18 protein-coding genes are annotated in these 20516 nt (G+C 71.0%); 6 read left to right on the top strand and 12 right to left on the bottom strand.

Going from position 1 to position 20516, the window contains the following annotated elements; genetic code table 11:
• Positions 1-2 precede the first annotated feature (2 nt).
• Both JTJ31_RS11350 and JTJ31_RS11345 read right to left on the bottom strand, forming a co-directional pair.
• A complete protein-coding gene (locus tag JTJ31_RS11350; RefSeq protein ID WP_207538774.1) occupies positions 3-1715 on the bottom strand; it encodes a thiamine pyrophosphate-binding protein in 1713 nt (570 codons plus the stop codon).
• A 70-nt stretch (positions 1716-1785) separates the two neighbouring features.
• The gene (locus JTJ31_RS11345; RefSeq protein ID WP_207538773.1) at positions 1786-2730 is read right to left on the bottom strand and encodes a hypothetical protein; all 945 of its coding nucleotides are present in this window, start codon (positions 2728-2730) and stop codon (positions 1786-1788) included.
• A gap of 105 nt (positions 2731-2835) precedes the next feature.
• Here JTJ31_RS11345 and JTJ31_RS11340 point away from each other — a divergent pair, with 105 nt between their 5' ends.
• Entirely contained in the window at positions 2836-3729 is an 894-nt protein-coding gene (locus tag JTJ31_RS11340) for an amidohydrolase family protein (RefSeq protein ID WP_207538772.1), read from the top strand.
• Here the strand turns inward: JTJ31_RS11340 and JTJ31_RS11335 are convergent.
• Both JTJ31_RS11335 and JTJ31_RS11330 read right to left on the bottom strand, forming a co-directional pair.
• Positions 3726-5534 (bottom strand): thiamine pyrophosphate-binding protein, encoded by a 1809-nt coding sequence (locus JTJ31_RS11335; RefSeq protein WP_207538771.1) that lies wholly within the window; start codon positions 5532-5534, stop codon positions 3726-3728. The two genes, JTJ31_RS11340 and JTJ31_RS11335, sit on opposite strands and share 4 nt — an antisense overlap.
• 26 nt (positions 5535-5560) lie before the next feature.
• Positions 5561-6346 (bottom strand): IclR family transcriptional regulator, encoded by a 786-nt coding sequence (locus JTJ31_RS11330; protein ID WP_207538770.1) that lies wholly within the window; start codon positions 6344-6346, stop codon positions 5561-5563.
• Between the two features lie 136 nt (positions 6347-6482).
• Here JTJ31_RS11330 and JTJ31_RS11325 point away from each other — a divergent pair, with 136 nt between their 5' ends.
• Complete coding sequence (locus JTJ31_RS11325; protein ID WP_207538769.1) at positions 6483-7454, top strand: Bug family tripartite tricarboxylate transporter substrate binding protein; 972 nt, start codon at positions 6483-6485, stop codon at positions 7452-7454.
• Between the two features lie 4 nt (positions 7455-7458).
• Here JTJ31_RS11325 and JTJ31_RS11320 read toward each other — a convergent pair whose 3' ends face one another.
• Both JTJ31_RS11320 and JTJ31_RS11315 read right to left on the bottom strand, forming a co-directional pair.
• Positions 7459-8850: an amidase gene (locus JTJ31_RS11320; RefSeq protein ID WP_207538768.1), complete on the bottom strand. Its 1392-nt coding sequence runs from the start codon at positions 8848-8850 to the stop codon at positions 7459-7461.
• Complete coding sequence (locus JTJ31_RS11315) at positions 8814-9539, bottom strand: TetR/AcrR family transcriptional regulator (RefSeq protein ID WP_207538767.1); 726 nt, start codon at positions 9537-9539, stop codon at positions 8814-8816. Before JTJ31_RS11315 ends, JTJ31_RS11320 begins: the two co-directional genes overlap by 37 nt.
• Positions 9540-9636: 97 nt before the next feature.
• Between JTJ31_RS11315 and JTJ31_RS11310 the strand changes: the two genes are divergently transcribed.
• Entirely contained in the window at positions 9637-10830 is a 1194-nt protein-coding gene (locus JTJ31_RS11310; RefSeq protein ID WP_207538766.1) for an efflux RND transporter periplasmic adaptor subunit, read from the top strand.
• Positions 10831-10841: 11 nt separating this feature from the next.
• On the top strand, positions 10842-13961 hold the full coding sequence (locus tag JTJ31_RS11305) for an efflux RND transporter permease subunit (protein WP_207538765.1): 3120 nt from the start codon (positions 10842-10844) through the stop codon (positions 13959-13961).
• A gap of 6 nt (positions 13962-13967) precedes the next feature.
• Here the strand turns inward: JTJ31_RS11305 and JTJ31_RS11300 are convergent, their stop codons facing one another.
• Entirely contained in the window at positions 13968-14135 is a 168-nt protein-coding gene (locus tag JTJ31_RS11300) for a hypothetical protein (protein ID WP_207538764.1), read from the bottom strand.
• Between the two features lie 159 nt (positions 14136-14294).
• Here JTJ31_RS11300 and ssb point away from each other — a divergent pair, with 159 nt between their 5' ends.
• Together ssb and JTJ31_RS11290 are read left to right on the top strand one after the other, a co-directional pair.
• Positions 14295-14786 carry a single-stranded DNA-binding protein gene (gene ssb, locus JTJ31_RS11295; protein WP_207538763.1) on the top strand — a complete coding sequence of 164 codons (492 nt, stop codon included), beginning with the start codon at positions 14295-14297 and terminating at the stop codon, positions 14784-14786.
• A gap of 114 nt (positions 14787-14900) precedes the next feature.
• Positions 14901-15689, top strand: a complete 789-nt coding sequence (locus JTJ31_RS11290) for a helix-turn-helix transcriptional regulator (RefSeq protein WP_207538762.1) — start codon at positions 14901-14903, stop codon at positions 15687-15689.
• Here JTJ31_RS11290 and JTJ31_RS11285 read toward each other — a convergent pair.
• The 5 genes from JTJ31_RS11285 to JTJ31_RS11265 are packed head-to-tail and all read right to left on the bottom strand — an operon-like array spanning position 15686 to position 20383.
• Entirely contained in the window at positions 15686-16687 is a 1002-nt protein-coding gene (locus JTJ31_RS11285; protein WP_207538761.1) for a metallophosphoesterase family protein, read from the bottom strand. The two genes, JTJ31_RS11290 and JTJ31_RS11285, sit on opposite strands and share 4 nt — an antisense overlap.
• Positions 16684-18603, bottom strand: coding sequence for an AAA family ATPase (locus JTJ31_RS11280; RefSeq protein WP_207538760.1), 1920 nt, complete (start codon positions 18601-18603; stop codon positions 16684-16686). Before JTJ31_RS11280 ends, JTJ31_RS11285 begins: the two co-directional genes overlap by 4 nt.
• The gene (locus tag JTJ31_RS11275; RefSeq protein ID WP_207538759.1) at positions 18603-18920 is read right to left on the bottom strand and encodes a hypothetical protein; all 318 of its coding nucleotides are present in this window, start codon (positions 18918-18920) and stop codon (positions 18603-18605) included. Before JTJ31_RS11275 ends, JTJ31_RS11280 begins: the two co-directional genes overlap by 1 nt.
• A gap of 30 nt (positions 18921-18950) precedes the next feature.
• Positions 18951-19571, bottom strand: a complete 621-nt coding sequence (locus tag JTJ31_RS11270; RefSeq protein WP_207538758.1) for an ImmA/IrrE family metallo-endopeptidase — start codon at positions 19569-19571, stop codon at positions 18951-18953.
• An 11-nt stretch (positions 19572-19582) separates the two neighbouring features.
• Positions 19583-20383 (bottom strand): hypothetical protein, encoded by an 801-nt coding sequence (locus JTJ31_RS11265; RefSeq protein ID WP_207538757.1) that lies wholly within the window; start codon positions 20381-20383, stop codon positions 19583-19585.
• Positions 20384-20516 lie beyond the last annotated feature (133 nt).

Raw genomic sequence — 20516 nt, 5'->3', positions numbered from 1 at the left:
CTTCAGCCCTTCGCAAGCGGCGAGGTCATGTCGATGTAGGAGGTGGCGAGCGAGGTCCGCACATCCACCACCGCTGGGCGCCCCGCCGCCAGCGCCGCCTCCAGGGCCGGCTCCAGCTCCTCCGGCCGCTCGACGCGGAACCCGGCGCAGCCCATCGCCGAAGCGATGGCGGCATGATCGAAATCCTTGAACTCCGCCGCGAAGGGTCCGCGCGAATGGAGCGACCAGCCCAGGGCGCTGTTGTTGAACACGATCACGACGATGGGCAGGTCGTGCTCGATGGCGGTCATCAGCCCGTTCATGGTCATGGCGAAGCCGCCATCGCCGCACACCGCCACCACGACGCGATCCGGATGCACCAGCTTCGCCGCCAGCGCGGCCGGGATGGCGAAGCCCATCGGCCCCGCCCCCGCCGCCTGGATGAAGGTGCCGGGGGCGCGGGTCTGGAACAGATGCATCATGAAGATGCGATTCTCGCCCGCGTCGCAGGTGATCAGTGCATCCTCGGGCAGAACCTTGTGCAGCGCGCCGATGATGCGCTGCGGATGAACCGGCGCGTCCGCTGCCGCGTAGCCAGGCCCATCGAAATACCCGTGCGCCGCGCGGTGCGCCGCCACCCGCGCCTCGCCCGCCGCGCGGTCCCGCTCGGGCAGGGCGCCGCAGAGCTGCTGCATCACCACCCCGGCATCACCCAGAAGCTGGTGCTCCGCCGGAAAGGTCCAGGCGGCGTTGCGCGGTTCCACATCCACCTGCACGAAGACCTGCCGCCCGGGGTCGAGCAGCGCCGTGTTCTCCCGTGCCGTGTCGGATGCCGTCAGCTTCGATCCCACCACCAGCACGAGATCGGCTTCCGCCGCGCAGGCATTGGCCGCCGCCGTGCCGTAGGTGCCGAAGACGCCGAGCGCGAGCGGATGCGTCTCCGCCAGCACGCCCTTGCCCGAGGGCGTCGTCACCACCGGGCAGCCCAGCCGCTCTGCTAGGTCCTGCAGCGGGGCGAAGCCGCGGGCGATCCGCACGCCGTTCCCGGCGACGATCACTGGCCGCTGCGCCGCCGCGATAGCTCGCGCAGCCTCGTGTAGCGCCGCCTCCGGCGCGCCGCCCGCCCGGGGCGGCAGGTAATGCGAGGTGGGGTAGAGGCGCGGCCGCGTTTCTGGCCCCACCTGCCCCGAAAGGGCGGCGATGGAAAGCAGCACCGCGACCGGCCCGGGCTGCCCCGCCGTCGCGTGCTTGATCGCCAGCTGCGTCGCCTGCACCGCCTGGCCCGGCTCCAGCGCCGAGAAGACCTGCTTGGTGACGCCGCCAAAGGCCCGCCGCGCATCCCAGGAACCATAGTCGCCCGTGCCGGACTGATAGGGGCCGTGCAGCGAATAAGGCGGCGTGTCGCTGAAATCGGTCAGCAGCAGCATGGGCGTGCTGGACAGGAATGCTTCGATCGTGCCGATCAGCCCGTTGCCCAGCACCCAGGGCCCCTGCCCCAGCACTACCCCCGGTCGCCCGGTCAGACGCCCATAGACCTCGGCCATCACGCCCGCGAGTGACTCCTCACGCACCAGCACGGTGCGGATGGCGTTCTGGCAGCGCGACAGCGCGGCGAAGACGGTGCCCGTATGCCCGCCCGAGATGCCGAACACCATGTCGATGCCCGCCTCCTGCAGCACGGAAGCGATGGCGTCTGGCGCAGGCACGGGTTCGGTCAGCAGGGGCGGAACGGGCATCGCGTTTCCTCGGTTCGTTCAGTGTGTGATATATCGTATAACACATCACCGACCGGCCGCGTACCCCGCCTCAGTTCCGTGCCAGCAACTCGCCGAGCAGCAGGCGTAGATCCTGGTTCATCAGCGCCACGCTCGCCTCCAGCAGGTCCAGGCTGCCTTCGCGCAGCTCCAACTCCTCCACCGTGTAGGCTCCGCCACCACCGAGCAGCAGGCGCATCCGCGCCTCACGCTGCGGGCCGGAAAGGCGTTCATCCGCCCGCCATTCCGCGACAAGGCGCTCGGCGATGGATCGCCCGTCATCGCCTGGGCGGGTCAGGTGGCGCCATGCGGCAGGTGGGATGAAGGCGGGACGCGGCGGCGGCTCCCAGACCTCGCGCAGCAGGTTGCGCTCGGTGCGGAACTCGCCGGAAGGCGCGCCGAACAGCACGGAGCCTGCCGTCGCTGCCCCCGCCGAGCCGCCCACGATGCCGACGATGTCGCCCGCCGTTCCCGCCCCCGCCAGGGAAAGCCCACCCGTCGCCACCGCCGTCGCCGCGCCGATCATGATGGAAGCGAGGTTGAGCCGCCTCGCCCGCCGCGCCTCGACGCGCTGCAGCCTCTCCCGCAACTGGTCGCTGCGCTCCTCCTCGCAATCCAGCTCCGCCATCAGCCCCGCCACGTCGAGCGAGGCGAGGAGGACGCGATTCACCACCGCCTGCCGCGCCCGGAAGCGCGAATCCTCGCCGCGTGCCGCCTCCAGCCGTTCCAGCGCGGGCAGTGCGCCGATCACCTCCGCCACCTCCACGCCGCGACGGGAAAGCCCGAGCCGCTCCATGCGCGTGGCCACGCGGTCGAACTCCGCGCGCGGGAGGAAGGGCGCCTGCTCCTCTGGAGTCCAGGGTGCGGCGGTGCGCGGCGCGCAAAGCCGATCGGAGAGAGCGCGCCCCGGCGTGTCGCGCGCACCCGCGCAGCCCGCCAGCAGCCCCGAGAGCAGGCAGATCGCCAGGACGGCGCGCAAATTCATGATCCGTCGCATGGGCCCATTCTCACGGATCGCGCGGCGCCCGGAAAGCCGCGCGGTGCTTGCCGTCCCGCCGCGCCCGAAGCACCCTCGCGCGCAGCAAGCGAAGGGAGGGACGAAATGACGCCGGATGACGAGATTCCCGCCTGCCTGGGCCCCGACCCTTCGCCGCACCGTCCCAGGCTGCGCGTGCCTGAAGGCGCCTGCGACACGCATGCCCATGTCTTCGACGCCGCGCGATACCCCTACCAAGCCACGCGAGGCTACACCCCGCCGGATAATGGCGTGGACCGGCTCCTCGCCCTGCACGACGCGCTGGGACTCTCGCGCGGCGTGGTGGTGCAGGCCAGCGTCCACGGCACGGACAACCGTGCCGTTCTGGACGCCGCCGCTGCCCATCCCGACCGGCTGCGAGCCATCGTCGCAGTCGGCGAGGATGTGACGCAGCACGAGCTTGAAGCCATGCACGCAAAGGGCGCACGCGGCATCCGCGTGAACCTCGTGGACAAGGGCGGCATGCCCTTTCGCTCGCTCGCAGCGCTAGGCGGCGTGGCGGACCGCATCCGTCCCCTGGGCTGGCACGTCGAGCTGCTGGTGCATGTGGAGGAGGACCCGGCCACGCTGCGCGAGCTGGCGCAGTCGGTGCGGGTGCCCGTCACGATCGGCCATGCGGGGTACACCAAGGTCGCGCGCGGCGGCGCCGGGCATCCCGGCTTCCGCGAGTTCCTGGCGATGCTGCAGGACGGGCTGTTCTGGGTGAAGCTGACCGGCCCTTACCGCATCTCCGCCGAATCCACCCTGCCCTATGCGGACGTCACGGAGATGGCGCATCGCGTGGTGAAGGCCGCGCCGGAGCGCATCCTGTGGGGCAGCGACTGGCCCCACGTCGCGCAGTACCGCGCCATGCCGAATGACGGCGCGCTGCTGGACCTGCTGGCGGAATGGGTGCCGGATGGCGCGCAGCGCGACGCCATCCTGCGCGACAATCCCGCGCGGCTCTACGGCTTCGGCTAGATGCTCAGCCCGCGCGCCGCCAGCGCCTTCAGGAAGTTCGGCTCCGGCGGCGGCAGCGGCGGCAGGTCCCACGACCCCGTGCCGATCGGCCGGATGTCGCGGTCCACCGGCACTTCCACCAGGTAGGGTCGGTTGGCCTTGATGGCCGTCTGAATCGCGTCCTCCACCTCTCCCGCGTGGGTCACGCGGTGCGACGGCACACCGAAGGACTTCGCCATCATCGCGAAATCCGGGCTGTAGGACTCTCCGGTGCGCTGGATCTCGAAGGCCGTCGCCAGTTCCCGACCGCCGAACATGCCGTGCTGGATGTCGCGGATCGAGCCATAGCCGTGGTTGTTCCACACCACCCAAACCACGGGAATGTCGTATTCCACCGCCGTCGCCATAGCGTGCGGCGTCATCAGGAAGGAGCCGTCTCCGACCACCGCCACGCAGGGCCGGTCCGGCGCCGCCAGTTTCGCGCCCAGGATGCCGGAGGTCGCGAAGCCCATCGCCGCGAAGCCCCAGGAATGGATCAGGTGGCGCGGGCGCAGCGTGTCCATCAGCTGGATGATCCAGTTGTGGTGCACCCCGACGTCGGAAGCGACCACCGCATCCTCCGGCACGGCGCGCGAAAGAGCGCGCATCAGCCGCTCGGGCCGCAGCGGCATCTGGTCGCTTTCCGCGAGGCCGGACTGGTATTCGCGCCATACCGCCCGCCCCTTCTCCAGCCGCCCCAGCCAAGGCGCCATGCTGTCGCGCCCGCCTACGATGCGCCCTTCTGCCATCTCGACCAGCATCTCCAGGCTGGCCTTCGCGTCGCCGAGGATGCCGAACTCCGCCGGATAGTTGCGGCCGATCTCCGAGGGGTCGATGTCGATCTGGATGAGGCGCGAAGGCGGCACGGACAGCGTGTAGCCATCGAGCCAGGCGCTGGTCGCGCGATCATCGAAGGAGAAGCCGATGGCGAGGATCACGTCGGCATTCTTGGTGGCGTCATTCGCCGCATAGGCGCCATTGCGGCCGATGGCGCCGAAGGCCAGCGCGTGCCGGTCGGGGATCGCGCCCTTGCCGTTTGGGCTGGTGACGACCGGGATGCGCGTGCGCTCCGCGAAGGCCACCAGTGCCTCGCTCGCCTTGCCCAGCAGCACGCCCTGCCCCGCGATGATGACCGGCTGCCTCGCCGCCAGCAGCACATCCAACGCCGCTGAGAGCGCCTTCGGATTGCCCGGCGTCCCGTTGATGACCGGCGTCGCCGTGCCCTCGGCCCGCACGCTCGTCTCCTCGACGAAGACGTTGAGCGGCACGTCGAGATTCACCGGCCCCGGCCGGCCCGATGTCAGCAGATCCCAGGCCTGGGTGACCGCCAGCGGCACCATGTCCGCCCGCGTCGGCTGGAAGGAGCGCTTGACGTAGGGCCGCACCACGGAGGGGAAGTCGCCCTGGAAATGCCGCCCCGTCTCCTGGAACGGTCCACGGTTGAACTGCCCCGTCGGCACATTGCCGGTGATTGCCAGGAAGGCGGAGGAATCCATCATCGCCGCGGCCAGCGCCATGACGATATTGGCCGAGCCCGGCCCGCAGGAGGTGAAGGTCGCCACCGGCTCCCCGCGCACCTTGTAATAGGCGTCGGCCATGTGGCCCGCCGTCTGCTCGTGATGGGTTGAGACCGTCCTGATGCGGTTCTGTGACTTGAAGGCCGCATCCATGAAGCCGGTGATGCCGTGGCCGCACAGACCGAACAGGTAGGGGACCTTCTGCTTCACCAGATGGTCCACAATGATGTCGGCGCCGTTCATCAGCGCCTGGCGGTTGCTTCCGTCCATTGTCGTTTCCTCCCGAATAAGCTTGTTCAGGCGGCGGCCATCGTAGGGCTGCCGAGCATGCGCGAGATGCGCGAGGCGCTGGCCTTCACCTGCGGCACAAGCGCGGCGACGCGCGCCCCGTCCATGCGCGAGGCAGGGGCCGAGATAGCGAGCGCGGCAGTGGGCCGGCCGGTGTGATCGGTGATGGGCACGGCGATGCAGCGCAGCCCCACCTCCTGTTCCTCCTCGTCCTGGGCGAAGCCGTCCTGGCGGATGCGATGCAGCGCCTCGCGCAGCGCGCCGGGCGTGGTGAGGGTCGCGGCGGTGAAGCGCTTCAGGCCGTGCGCGGCGATCGCGGCCTCCACCTCCGCATCCGGCAGGAAGGCCAGCAGCACCTTGCCCAGCGCGCTGGCATGGGCGGGGCTGCGCTTGCCCACCACCGAATGCATCCGCACCGCGTGCGTGCCCTCGACGATCTGCACCGTCACCGCGACGCCGTCGTGCAGGATGCCGACATGCACCGTCTCGCCCGTCGCTTCCGCGAGATCCTGCAGCGGCGGCAGGGCCTGCCAGCGCAGCTGCTCGTGCCGCACCGCCGCCGCGCCCAACGCGTGGAAACGCAGCCCCAGCGAGTAATGCCCCGTGGCGGGATCCTTCGTCAGATAGCCGAACTGCTCCAGCGTATGCAGCACGCGGAAGACCGTCGCCTTGTTCTGGCCCAGCGCCGACGAAAGCTCCGCCAGAGACCAGGATTGCCGGCGCGCGAAGCAGTCGATGACTTCCAGTCCCCGATGAAGCGAGGCGAGGAGGTAGGGATCCTTCCCGTCGGTCATGGCGTGCTCAGCTTCGGCATGAATCGCATTTCGCCATGATATACACTTGACCTCGCCATGCGAAAGGCGGTTCGCTCTTCGAAACGCGCGAGCTTTTGGCCCTGCGCCAAGGACTACGAGAATCGGGAGGACTGGGATGAAGCGTCTTTTCGCCGCCGTGCTGGTGGCCCTGCTGGCGTGCGCTCCCGGCGCACGCGCGCAGGATTTCCCCAACCGCGCCATCACCATGCTGGTGGTCTTCGCCCCTGGCGGCGCCACCGACGTGCTGGCGCGCATCGTGGCCGACCACATGGCGCGCACGCTAAACCAGCGCGTGATGGTGGAGAACGTCTCAGGCGCAGGCGGAACGATTGGCGGGGCGCGGGGCGCCCAGGCCGCGCCGGACGGCTATACCCTGACGGTCGGCAGCCTCGGCAGCCACTCGGCAGCACCGTCCATCTACCGCTCCATCCAGTATGACCCTCGCGAGTTGCAGCCCATCGGGCTGATCGCCGGCACGCCGCTTTTCTTCGTGGTGCGGAACGGGCTGCCGGTGAACACGATGCAGGAGTTCCTCGCCCATGTGCGAGAGAATCCGGGCCGCGTCTCCAACGGTCATGCCGGCATCGGCTCGACCAACCACCTCGCCTGCGCGCTCTTCGCGCATCTAACGGGGGTGCGGATGAACAACATCCCCTATCGCGGCGAGGGCCCCGCGCTGAACGACGTGGTGGCGCAGCAGGTGGACAGCGCCTGCCTGCTGGCCCCCGCCGCCGTGCCGCAGATCCAGTCGGGTACGATGCGCGGCCTGCTCACCGCCGCCGCCGAGCGCAATCCAAACGCGCCGAACGTCCCCTCCGCCCGCGAGGCGGGCGTGCCCGACTACATCTTCCAGGGATGGAACGCGGTCTTCGCCCCGCGCGGCACCCCCGCGCCGGTGGTGGAGCGGCTGGACCAGGCGCTGCGCGCCGCCCTCGCCGACCCCACCATCCGCCGCCGCATCGAGGATCTGGGCTCCATCCCCGCCGCACGGGACCGACAGGGGCCGGAGGCGCTGCGCGAGATGGTGCGCGCGGAGGTGGATCGCTGGGCGACGGTGGTGCGCGCCGCCGGGATCGAGCCGCAGTAAGGCCTTACCCTTCCACGGGTTCGACCGCCTCGCCCATCCAGCGGGCGATGGCGGTCACCGCTGCGTCGCCCCCCATGGGGCCGACCACCTGCACGCCGAAAGGCATCCCGCCCACCGCCATCAGCGGCGCCGTCACCACCGGGGCGCCCAGCGCAGAACTGACCGTGTTGAACACCGTGTCGCCGGTCGGGCGCGGCTCCAAGGGCTCTCCCGGCACGTCGCCGGACCAGAGCGGCGCCGGGCCGGGTGAGGCCGGGGCGATGATCGCCTCCGCCATCGGTCCCAGAGCGCGCCACGCCTCGCGCAGCGCCTCGCGCTTCTCAAGCAGCGCCTCGTAGCCTTGCGGCCCCAGCTGCTCCGCCGCCTTCACCGTCGCCTTCGTCCGCGCACTCACCCCATCGGGATGGTTCATGATGAGGGCACGCAGCGCCCAGTGATTCTCCCAGCCGGTGATGCTGTTGCACATCTCCTGCACGCCATGCAGCAGACGCTCGAAGGCGGCTAGCGCCGGGTGGTCGCTCGCGCGCAGCACCGTCACCTGCGCCTCGCGCAGCCGCTCCACCAGCGTTTCGAAGACAGCGCGGCTCGCCGCATCCAAGCGGGGCCAGGCCTCGCCCTCCATCAGCGCAAGGGTCGCCGGGCGGCGCGGCACCGGCGGCGTGTCGGGGCCACGCAGCGCCACGCGCCCCGGATCGCCGCCCGCGCGCTGGGCGATCTCGATCGCCACCTGCCACATATCCTCGGCGGAGCCGGCATGGACGCCGTGCGTGCTCATGCTGGTGGCCTGCCGCTCGCCGCGGCTGATCGCGCCCTGGCTCGGCTTCAGCGCCCAGTTGCCGCAATAGGCGGCCGGCCGGATGATCGAGCCCGCGACCTGCGTGCCGATCGCCGCCGGCACCATCCGCGCCGCGACGGCAGCCGCCGAGCCGGAGGATGAACCGCCCGGCGTCCGCGCCAAATCGAAGGGGTGGCGCGTCGGACCGGGATGCGATCCGCCGAGCTCAGCGGTCACGGTCTTGCCCAGCACCACCGCGCCAGCCTCGCGCAGCGCCCAGACGGCGGCGTTGTCGCGCTTCGGGAAGTTCCCCTTCAGCGCCTCGCAGCCCATCTCGGTCGGCATGTCGCGGGTTTCGAGCAAATCCTTGATGCCGATGGGCATTCCATCCACCGGCGAGAGGGGCCGGCCCGCCTTCCAGCGCTGCGTGCTCGCATCCGCCGCTTCACGCGCGCCCGCCTCGTTCAAGCGAACCCAGGCCCGCACCTCGGGCTCGCGCGACGCGATCGCCTCCAGGCAGCGTTCCAGGTAGTCGCGGGGCGTGTCCTTGCCGTCGCGGAATCCTGCAACGGCATCGTGGAAGGTCAGCGCGCGGAAGTCGCGCGGCGAGTAGCGTGGCATGCGGCGTTCCCCTCTTCGCCGCCAGCATCCCGCCCGTTGCGCTTCGCGTCCATCCCGCCCGGCGCGAGGGCACGGGCCAGCAGCGCCGCCTGCGCCGCATGCATCCCCGCGCGCGACGGCGCGCGTTCGTCGCCCAGCATCATGCGCCACACCTCGCTCATGATCGCAGGGGCCAGCAGCACCTCGGCCATGCCCTCCTGCCCGGCGAGAACGGGATCGAACTCGCCACGGCGGGCACCGTGCCGCAGGACGGCACGGGCGATGGCCACGGCGCGGCGGAACACCGCTTCCTCGTACCAGGCCATGATCTCGGGGAAGCGCGGACCCTCGGCGATGATGAGGCGGAACAGGATGCACTGCCGCTCATGCCCCTCCCGCTCCGAGTAGGCGAGGTCGAGCAGGCGCTCCAGCATGACGGTAGCCGGCACGTCCTCGCCCGTCGCCTCGCGCTCCGCCTCGGCGAAGACCGGCTCCAGACAGGCCTGCATCACCGCGCGGAACAGCGCCTCCTTGGAGGGGTAGTAGTGATAGACGAGGCCCTTCGCGACGCCTGCGCGCTGTGCCACCCCAGTCATCTTCGCTCCGGCATAGCCATGCGTGGCGAACTCCTCGAAGGCGGCGTCCAGCAACTGCGGCTGCCGCGCCTCGGGCGGAAGCCGCCGGCGGGAAGAGACCTTGGCTTGCGACATCGTCGGGGGGCATCTCCTCTATTGACGATTGGGTCAATAACGCCAAGATGGGGAATGCGGAGGCCGGAGCCAAGCCCCCTTCCGCGCGAAGAGAGCCATGCCCGACCACAACCTCCCTGAACGCCCCAGCCCCGCCGAGGTCCAGGTCCCGGCCCTGCCACGGCGACGGCGCGCATGGCTCTGGCTCCCCGCCCTGGCGGTGCTGGGTGCTGGCGGATGGTGGGGCTGGTCGCACCGCCTCGCCGAGGCTCCCGCCCCCTCCCCCCTGGCCGAGGCCCCCGCTGCCCTCACCGTTGCCGTGCGTCCGGTCGAGCGCCGCTCCCTGCTGCGCCCGGTGATCGGCGACGGATCCGTGGCCGCGTGGCAGGAGCTCGTGGTCGGCGTAGAGACCGGCGGGCTGCGCGTGATCGAGGCAGGCTTCGAGCCCGGCGACCGCGTCCGGGCCGGGCAGGTCCTGGTCCGGCTCGACCCCTCCGTGCCCGAGGCCCTGCTGGCCCAGGCCGAGGCGGCAGTGTCCGAGGCTGAAGCCGCGCTCCGCATCGCCGAAGCCGAGCAGCGCCGCGCCGCCGACCTCGCCCGCTCCGAATCCGTCGCACGCGCCACGCTGGAACAGCGGCAGTCCGTGACCCGCCAAGCCGAGGCGCGCCTCGCCGCCGCCCGCGCCCGGCGCGACGAGGCCGCCTCCCGCCTCGCCCAGACCCGCATCGCCGCCCCGACCAACGGCACCGTCTCGCGCCGCTCCGTCCTGCTGGGCGCCGTGGTGCAGCCGGGCCAGGAGATGTTCCGCCTGATCCGCGACGACCGCCTTGAACTCGAAGCCCGCGTGCCGGAGCTTGAGCTCGGCCGCGTCCAGCCGGGCCAGGAGGTCCGCGTCCTCCATGGCGAGCGCGAGGTCGCCGGCCGCGTCCGCGCCATCTTCCCGACCGTGGAGGGAACGACGCGCCTCGGCACCGTCCATGTCGTGCTGCCGCCTGATGCCGGGCTGCGCGCCGGGCAGTTCGCCCGCGCGGAGATCGGCGCCGGCAGCGCCCCCGCCCTCGTGGTCCCGCAGGAGGCGGTGGTGTTCCGCGGCGGCCGGGCCGTGGCCTTCGTCCTGGCCGAGAACAGCGCGAACGCGTCGCAGCGCGTGGTCGAGACGGGCCAGCGCCGCGAGGGGCTGGTCGAGGTCCGGCAAGGGCTGAACGAGGGTGAGCGGGTGGTCACGCAGGGCGCCGGCTTCCTGGCTGATGGCGACCGGGTCCGGGTCGCGCCTGAGCCGCACGCGCGGCAGGCCGCGTCGGCGGGGCGCTGAGGGGGTTCCCGATGAGCGAACGCCAACTCGACCACTCCAACATCTCAGGATGGGCGATCCGCAATCCGATCTCCACCATCGTGCTGTTCCTGCTGATGACGGTGGCAGGCATCTTCGCCTTTCCGGGCCTCCGGGTGAACAACACGCCGGATCTCGACCTGCCCGCCGTGGTCGTCACCATCATGCAGCCCGGCGCCGCCCCATCGGAACTGGAAACCCAGGTGACGCGCCGCGTCGAGGATGCCGTCTCCGGACTGGGCGACGTGAAGCGCATCAACTCCGTCGTGCAGGACAGCATGTCCATCACGATCATCGAGTTCGCGCTGGGCAAGAGCCCTGACCGCGCGGCGAATGACGTGCGCGACAAGGTGGCGCAGATCCGCGCCGACCTGCCGGCCGCCATCCGCGACCCCATCGTGTCGCGCGTCGAGATCACGGGAGGCGCCATCGTCACCTACACCGTCTCCGCCCCGCACATGTCTCCGGCCGAGCTGTCCTGGTTCGTGCAGGACACGGTGGCGAAATCGCTGCTTTCCGTGCGCGGCGTCGGCCAGGTGAACCGCGTCGGCGGGGTGGAGCGGGAGGTCCGCACCGCCCTGCGGCCCGACCGGCTGTTGGCGCTCGGCATCACCGCCGCGCAGGTGAACGACCAGCTTCGCGCCGGCAACATCAACCTGCCCGGCGGGCGCGGCACGCTCGGCGAGAGCGAGCAGAGCATCCGCACCCTCGGCTCCGCTGTCTCGGTGGAGGCGCTGCGCGCACGGCCCATCATCCTCCCTGGTGGCCGCACCGCGCGCCTCGGCGACCTTGCCGAGGTGTCGGATGCGACGGCCGAGATCCGCACCGCCGCTCGGTTGGACGGCCAGCCCGTCGTTGCCTTCGAGGTGCTGCGGACCCGCGACAGCTCGGAGGTGCGCGTAGCGCGGGAGGTGGCGGCCCGCGCCGCCCTCCTGGAACAGCAGCACCCGGGCGTGCGCATCCAGCGCGTCACCTCCACCGTCGCCTTCGTGGAGGCAGGCTACCACGCCGCTGTGGAGGCGCTGCTGGCCGGCATGGCGCTGGCCGTGGTCGTGGTCTGGATCTTCCTGCGCGACTGGCGCGCGACGGTCATCGCCTGCGTCGCGATGCCGCTCTCCCTCATCCCGACTTTCTTCATCATGTCCTGGCTCGGCTACGCCCTGTCCAACATCACCCTGCTGGCGCTGACGCTGGTGGTGGGCGTGCTGGTGGACGACGCGATCGTCGAGATCGAGAACATTGTCCGCCACCTGAAGGAGCGGCCGGAGCGCGGCCCGTTCCGCGCGGCGCTGGACGCCTCGGCCGAGATCGGCCTCGCCGTGGTGGCGACGACGGCAACCATCCTCGCGGTCTTCGTGCCTGTCGCCTTCATGCCCGGCATTCCGGGCCAGTTCTTCCGCCAGTTCGGCCTGACGGTCGCGGCGGCCGTCACCTTCTCCCTCATCGTCGCGCGGCTGCTGACGCCGCTGATGGGCGCCTACCTGCTTCGCGTCCGCAACGACCACCGTTCGGAGGAAGTGGGCGATGGCTGGGCCGGGCGGCGCTACATAGCGTTGCTGCGCTGGTCCCTGCGCCATCGCTGGCTGACCCTCGGCGGCGCCACAGCCTTCTTCGTCCTTTCGGTCGCGCTTGTGCCGATGATCCCACAGGATTTCGTGCCCGCGGCCGATCGCGGCCGCTCGGCGCTGGCCATGGAGCTCGCCCCGGGTGCCACGCTGGCCGATACGGACCGCGCCGTGGCCGAGGCCACGCGCATCCTACGCGAACGGCCGGAGGTAGAATCCGTCTTCGCCTCGCTCGGCACGGCGAGCATGGTGGGCGGCCCCGGCATGGGCTCCACCACCATGCAAGGCGATCCGCGCAACGCCAACCTCATCATCACCCTGCGCCCGCGCGCGGAGCGACGGCTGAGCCAGCAGCAATTCGAGGCGGAGCTGCGCCCGCAGCTGGAGGCCATCCCCGGCGCGCGGGTGCGCTTCGGCGCGGATGGGATGAGCGGCGCCAAGGCCAGCATCACCCTCATCGGCAACGATGCGGCGACGCTCGCCGCCGCGGCGCGCGAGCTGGAGCAACAGATGCGGACCGTGCCCGGCCTCGCCGGTGCGCGCTCCGTCGCCAGCCTGGAGCGGCCGGAGCTCCAGATCGTCCCGCGCGAGGCGCGTGCGGCGGAGCTGGGTGTCTCGCCCACCGCCATCGGCCTGACGGCGCGCATCGCGACGATTGGCGACACGGACCAGAACCTCGCCCGCTTCAACCTGCCCGACCGGCAGATCCCGATCCGCGTGATGCTGGACGAGGAGGCGCGCAACGACCTCGACTCCTTGCGCGCCCTGCGCGTCGCCGGTCGTGCCGACATGCCCATCCCGCTCGATGCGGTTGCGGAAATCCGCCACGGCGCTGGCCCGGCCCAGATCGATCGGCTGGACCGTGTCCGCCAGGCGACGGTGGAGGCGGAGCTGAACGGCATGCCGCTGGGCGAGGCAACGGCGCGCATCGCTCAGCTGCCGATCATGCGGAACCTCCCCCCCGGCGTGCGCGAGCGCGAGACGGGCGACAAGGAGATCATGACCGAGCTGTTCAGCGGCTTCGTCATGGCGCTCGCGACCGGCGTGCTGCTGATCTACCTCGTCCTCGTGCTGCTCTTCGGCGGGTTTCTCCAGCCGCTCACCATCATGTCGGCCCTGCCCCTCTCGCTGGGCGGGGCCCTGATGGCGCTGCTGCTGGCGCAGAAGGCGCTGGGCGTCTCGGCGGTGATCGGTGTGCTGATGCTCATGGGCATCGTCGCCAAGAACTCCATCCTCCTCGTCGAATACGCGATCGAGGCGCGACGGGCGGGGCTGCTGCGCGAGGCAGCGTTGATCGAGGCGGCGCGCAAGCGCGCCCGGCCGATTATCATGACCACCATCGCGATGACGGCGGGCATGGCGCATATCGCCGCCGGCATTGGTGCCGATGCGGAGTTCCGCGCGCCCATGGCGCTGGTGGTGATTGGCGGCCTCGTCACCTCGACACTGCTGAGCCTCGTCGTGGTGCCGGCTGTCTATGTGGTGGTGGACGATTTCGGCCAGTGGACAGCGCGGCGCCTGCGCTTCCTCCGGCCTTCGCAAGCCTGAAGCGGTTCAGGTCCCGGACGGCTCGATCTCGTCCGAGAGGCGGGAGCGCGGACCGCCCGGCGACTTGCGCTCCTCGCTCTCAGGGCCGACGCGGCGTTTTTCCAGTTCCGCCGCGCGTTCCTCTAGGGTTTCCTCTTCGGCCTTCTTGGGCCGGTCCTTGTCCGTGTCGCTCATGGAGTGGAAACGCGGCGGGCCGGGGCCAAGCTGCCTAGCAGTCGGTGGAGATTTGTTCTTTTTTTGTTCCAATACATGCCGCCGCGTGCTAAGAACGAAGTCGGCAGCGGACAGGGAATCCTCCCATGAGGGCCGCGGCCAGGCGAAGGAGCGAGCCCCATGGCGGGTATGAACAAAGCGCTGATTCTGGGTCGTCTCGGGAAGGACCCCGAGGTTCGGAACTTCCAGAATGGCGGCAAGGTGGTGAACCTGCGAGTGGCGACGTCGGAGCGCTACAAGGACCGCGAGGGCCAGCAGCAGGAGCGCACCGAATGGCACTCGGTGGCGATCTTCAACGAGAAGCTGGGCGAGATTGCCGAGCGGTATCTGCGCAAGGGCAGCGAGGTCTACCTCGAGGGCCAGCTCGAGACGCGCAAGTGGCAGGACCAGTCCGGCCAGGAGCGCTACACCACCGAGATCGTGCTGCGGAACTTCCGCGGCGAACTCACCCTCGTCGGGGGGCGCGGCAACGCGGACGAATCGCGCGAGGTGGAAGAGGAGGCGCCTTCTCCGGTCGAGTCGGCACCAGCCGCCAAGCCGCGCGCACGCGCCGCGGCATCGCGCCGCGCACCACGCGGCGCGTGGGACGCGGCGGATGACGTGCCTTTCTGACGCGGCACGCGCAGCACGACACGCACGGGAAAAGCGCCTTCGGGCGCTTTTCTTGCGAAACGGGATTCGACCATGGTAACCGCCGACTGACACGGATTCGTGTCGGGAGGATTCATGGCGAACCGGGTGCAGGCATGGCGTAAGCGACTGGGATGGAGCCAGCGCGACCTCGCAAGCCGTGCACGCACCAGCCAGCAGCAGATCCAGCGTATCGAGTGCGGCGCACAGGCACCGCGCATCGGCCTCGCCATGCGCATCGCCGCCTCGCTCGGCCGCGCGCTGGACGAGGTTTTTCCCTCTCCTCCCGAAATCGGCGTGCCACGACAGCCCCAGGCTGCCGATGCTACCGGGCGCGTCTGGACGCTCAGCCTTTCCCTGCGCGGCGGTGCCGCCATGCGCATCATCCTGGCGCCGCCGGAACTGGACCGCGTGCGTGACACGCTGCGCGTCCCAGCCGAGGAGGGCCGCTTCCTCGTCTTCGCAAGCGCGACGCACGAGGTCGCGCTGCGCCCCGATCAGGTCAGCCTGTGGCGCCTCCTTTCCGGCACGGCCAGCGATGCCGCGCCGCATGGCGGCCTTCCGCCCGGCCAGGCGCTGGTCCACCTCGCGGAAGACCCGCTCCCCCTGCTCTTCACCCCTGAGCCCGATGACTCCGACATCGAGGACACGGAGGAGGGTGAGGAACTCGAAGCCTGCCGCAACCAGGGGATCATGGCGGCGCTGGATATGGACGCGCTGGGCCCGCTGTCGCGGCTAACGGCGCTGGACGCCCGAACCGGCGAGATGCTGGGCTTCCTTCCGCGCGACCTGGCCCTGCTCGCCATGCCTTTCGAGGCGCTGCGCCCGGGCGAGGTCGGCATCGCACGCGGCACCCGCCCGCAGCACGCCGACAACGACGCCTAGCCCGAGGCGCCGCGCCCCGCCGCATCCTCCAGCAGCCCGAGCACGATGCGCCGCGCCGTGGGGGACACGTCGCCCGCCGCAAGCCGCGCCTCAATCATCTCGCGCAGGAAGGCGCCGTCATCCGCCGCCACCGGATCCATCATGCTGCTTTCCAGCAGCGCGGCGAAGGCGCTGTCGAAGGCATCGCCCTCTTCCGCGTCGCGGCGCGGCGCCTCCGGCTGCACCAGCCGTCCCGTCAGGTCGAAGACATCGCGCCGATGCGGTACCTCGATGCGCCGCAGTCCCCAATCGCTGAAGCGCAACTCCCAGACGCAAGGCGCATGCACGGCCTCGGTGACGCTGATGCGCGTCAGCGCGCCCGGGTTCATCCAGGTGGTCTCGCCCATTTCCACCGGAGCGCATCCGACATGCATGTGCCCGTTGAGCGCGAGGCGACAGCCCGCAATCGGCTTCAGCGCCGTGCTGCCCGGATAGCGCCCGTTGAAGGCCAGATCGTGATGCGTGACCCAGACCGTCGCATCCGGCGCCGCATCGCCAAAGGCCCCAGCGACACAATCCGGGATTTCCACCCCATGCGGCGTGAAGCCGATACCAACGCGCCTCCCCTCGCCTTCCACGATGACGCCGGCGCCACCCTGCGGCACTGCATGCAGCGCCCCCGCCGCGAGCAGCAGCGACAGGCTGTCGCTCTCCGCCAGCGCAAGCCCCGAGACGTCGTGGTTGCCGACATTGCTCCAGGCCCGGCGCGGCTGCGCCAGCAGCAGGCGCAGCAGCCGCGCCTTCAGCCCGTCATCCGCCTCGCGCGCCGCGTGGAACATGTCGCCGAGGAAAACGGGCAGGAGGTCGCGCGACGACGCGGCGTCCAGCGCGAAGCGCAGCTTCTCCAGAACGCAGGCCGCGAAATCCTCATCCAGCCGCCGCCCGGGCCGCCGCGACCAGAGATGCACGTCGCCGATGAACAGCACGCCGCGCGCGGGGACGACAGGAAAGCCGCTCATGCCGCCCCCGCCATGGCCAGCAATCCGCCGCCGCAGACAGGGCACACATCCATCTCCGCCAGCGCCTCTTCGCGTTCCCGTTCCAGCGTGGCGACGGCAGAAGCGGCCTCGCGCAGCGCCACTCCCGTGGCGTGTGCTTCCTCCATTCCCTGCGTCAGCAGCGCCGCCATCGCCTCGGCGCCCTTTGCATTGGGCGGAACGGGCAAGGTAGGCGGAAGCGGTCGCAGCGCGACCCGCGCCTGCTCGATGCCCAGCATCCGCGCCTCCGCGCGCCGCAGCGCCGCCTCGGCTGCAAGGGCCGAAGCTGCGTCGGGAAGCGCGGGCGCGTCGGCCGGCAACAGCGCGCAGGCCGCCACGGCTGCGGAAAGCGACGCTTCGCCCTTCGTGGCGAGGGCGATCCGTGCGGAGAGGCCCTGCGCCGTTTTGGCGGCGGCCAGCGCCGCGCCGGCGCCCGCAGGCTTGGCTTCCGCCGTGCGCAGGTGTTCCACCATGCTGCCCAGCGCGGCGCTGGCGGCGGAAATCTCCCCCTCGCGCGCCTCCGTCGCTTCCGCCTTCGCGGCGATGGCATCGGCTTCGCGCGCCAGGGCGTCGGCGCCTTCCGCGATTTGCCGCAGTGAACCCAGATCCGGTCGGCTCGACAGAACGGCATCCAACAGCGCCGCCTCGCGCTCCAGCGCCGCAAGCTCCGCCTCGCCCTGGCGGACCAGCGCGGAATCCTCACCGCAATTCTGCCGGTGACGCTCGATCATGCCACGCAAATAGCCGCTCTCCCGCCCCAGAGAGAGGATGGAGGCGCGCCGCGACGGCGTCTCCCCCAGCAGGAAGACCGGGGCTGCCTGACGTGACACCTGCAAGTCCATCTCATCCACGCGGCCGAAGCCCAGCGCCTCGCGTAGCCAATCTGGCGGCAGGCGTCCGCCCGTGCGGCAGGCGCCCCCCTTCCACTCCGCCACGCTGCCGTCGCGCTCGAACAGCGTCCACAGCGTCACCGGATTGCGGCCCGGCCGGCGCGACCAGAGCAGGCGCCGCCCATGCTCCAGCGCGATCTCCACCTCCGCTTGCTTCTGACCGTGGCGGATGTCGCCGTCCCCGCCTTCCGGCCCACCATAGAAGACGCAGCGCAGCGCGCGGATGAAGCGGCTCTTGCCGATGTTGTTCTCGCCCGTGATGGCGGTGACGCCTGGGCCAAGCGGGATCGTGGCGTCGCGGATGGAGCCGAAATTCACCAGGCGGATGGAACGGATGCCGCGCGTCGCTTCGTCCGGCCAGGCCGGACCCTCGGCCTGGACGACCGCCGCGACGCCATCCCGCCGCGCCTCCAGCCCGACGATGGCGATGGCGCCGCCCAGGCTCGACACGTCATGGTGGCTCACGGCGAGCGTCTGCATGCCGATGCGTTCGGACAGGCGGCGCAGCACGTGGCAGAAGAGATGGACGCGGCCGGGGCGGATCCAGCAATCGGCCTCGTCCAGCGCCAGGAAGGGCCGCAGCCCTGACTTCATGGTGGCAATAGCGCGCAGCCCGGCGCTGACCACGTTGTTCAGCGAACCGCCACAGCCATCCAGCACGGAGCAGCGCGCCCCATCCTGCTCCGCCTCGATATCCAGGCTCGGCAGGCCGCGTTCCGTGCTCAGGGAAAGGCGGATGGCGATGCCCGGCCCCAGCACATCCTGCGCGATGGCCGAGAGCATCGCCTCGTAGGAGCCGAGGGTGCGGCGATGCCCCGCCTCCTGCATCTCCTCCAGCAGCGCATCCACCTCGGGCTTGGCTTCGAGCCGCCCCTTGGCGGCGGCGACCTTCTCGCGCAGCGTCGCGGCACGGCGCGCGACGGCATCGCGCCGCCCTTCGAGGACAGCGAAGCCGCGCCGGACCTCGTCGAGGCGGCGCAGCAGGGGCTCGGCCTGGCCGGCGCGCATCAGCGCGGCGCCGCCCCGTCGGGTGTGGCCTGGGCGATCGCTTCCTCCGCGGCGTCAAGCGCGGCCTCAAGCTCGCGCAGCATGGAGTCTGCCTCGGCCCGCCGCGCCTCGGCGATGTGGCGTAACTCGTCGGGATCGTCCGTGCCGAACTCCTCGCGGGCGCGGCGGCGATTTTCCTCCTGCTCGGCCTGCAGCTGGCGCAGCTTCTCGTCCAGGCGGATCTCCGCCGCCTGGGCGCGGCGCAGCCGGTCGGCCAGCGCGGCCAGGCGCGCGGCGTGGCCGTCCTCGGCTTCGGGCTTGCTTCGCGGACCGGGCATGGGTGAACTCCCGTATGGCGGAACCTGACTCTAGGCGGCCTGCTGGCTCGTCTCCAGGCCCAGGAACTCGGCGCGCACCTCCGCGCTCCGCATCGGCACGCCGAAGCGCGTGGCCATGCGGTGCAGCCGGTCCTCTGCCGAGATGTCACGCGCACCATCGGCCCAGGCCTCGCGGAACGCAGCCGCGGGCATGAGGATCTGATGCGCGAACCAGAAGGCCTCCAGATCGGCGCGCTGCCCCTCCGCGTCGTGCGGGCTGACCATGGATGGGGCGGCCGTGCGGATGCCCTCACCATGCTCGCGTCGCAGCGCCAGATCGTGCAGCACGAAGTGCCCCAGCTCATGCGCAAGGTCGAGCCGCGCGCGGGCCGGCGTCGCGATGCCCAGCAGGTGCAGTTCGAAGCGGTCCGGCGCATCGGCGAGGAAGGACAGGCGCTGGTTGCGGAACCAGAGATTTGGCCCGCCACGGTGGATGCGGCCGCCAAGGCGCGCGACCGCCTCCTCCAGCTTTTCCCCCGGCGCGAAGCCCAGCCGCGCGCCCAGCGCGTCCGCCGCCGCCTCGACGGCTTCGCGGCTGGCGCGCAGGGGCTTCACCAGCACCGGGCGATCCGGCGCGAAGGTGAGGTCCTGGGTGCGGGACATCTGGTCCATGGTCTGCTTCCTCAGGCCGCGGCCTTGGCGACGCGGCGCTTTGCCTTCTCCATCGCCGCCCGCAGGGCGTCGATTTCCTCGCGCAGGCCCAGGCGCAGCAGGGACGGGCGCAGCTTGAGCGCCGCCGCCATCGCGCTGTTGTAGCCCTCGCCATCCGTCACGGCTTCCAGCCGCTCCAGCAGGCCGGTCGCGTTGTCGCGGGCCTCCTGCAGGTCACCCATGCGCGCCGCGCCCTCGGCAGCGACCTGCTCGGCCTCCGCATCCTGGTTGCGGGCCTCGACATACTTCACGTCGTCGAAGCGGCCGAGATGGACGTCGGCGCCGATCCCGACCTCGGACGCCGCCTTGGTCAGCGCGTCGGTCAGCGACTTCTTCCACGCCTCCTCGTCGGTCTCGAAGCGACCGGCCTCGCCGTTCTTGCCGCGGCGCCAGGAGACGTAGGTGGTCTGCCCGACCTGCTCGGACTGGGCGCGCGGGCCGACAGGCACCAGCGCGCCATCTTCGCCCTGCCGGCAGCCGGCGGGGTGGTACCAGAAGCGGATGCGCATGCGCTGCACGCTCTCCTGGCCCAGGACGCGGCCGGAACCGTCGATGACCGGCGCGCCGGGCACCACGTCATCCGCCAGCACCTCCACGCCCCAGCCCAGGCCGACCGGGCCGAAGGCATGGGTCAGACGCTTGCGGACATAGGTCGCGTTGATGGCCGTGCCGCGGAAGCCGCCGGAACGGGTGAAGGGCTTGGTGTATTTCGGGTCGGTCGGCTCCTCGCGAGACCAGAGGAGCATCGTGTCGGCCTTGGGATCGATGGGCACGGGGGCCTTCCTCTCTTGCGTGCTTCCGCCAGCGCCACGAGGGCGCTTGGCGGCGCTTCCCCGAAGCGGGAGCGCACCGGCCGCGCCACGGCTGGCATGATCTATGTTCTATTTCTGTTCCGTTTTTTCAAGG

The organism is Sabulicella rubraurantiaca, assembly GCF_017355885.1.
GTDB classification, from domain to species: domain Bacteria; phylum Pseudomonadota; class Alphaproteobacteria; order Acetobacterales; family Acetobacteraceae; genus Roseococcus; species Roseococcus rubraurantiacus.
The sequence above is the reverse complement of the archived record's forward strand: the minus strand, read 5'-3'. Positions and strand labels throughout refer to the sequence as shown.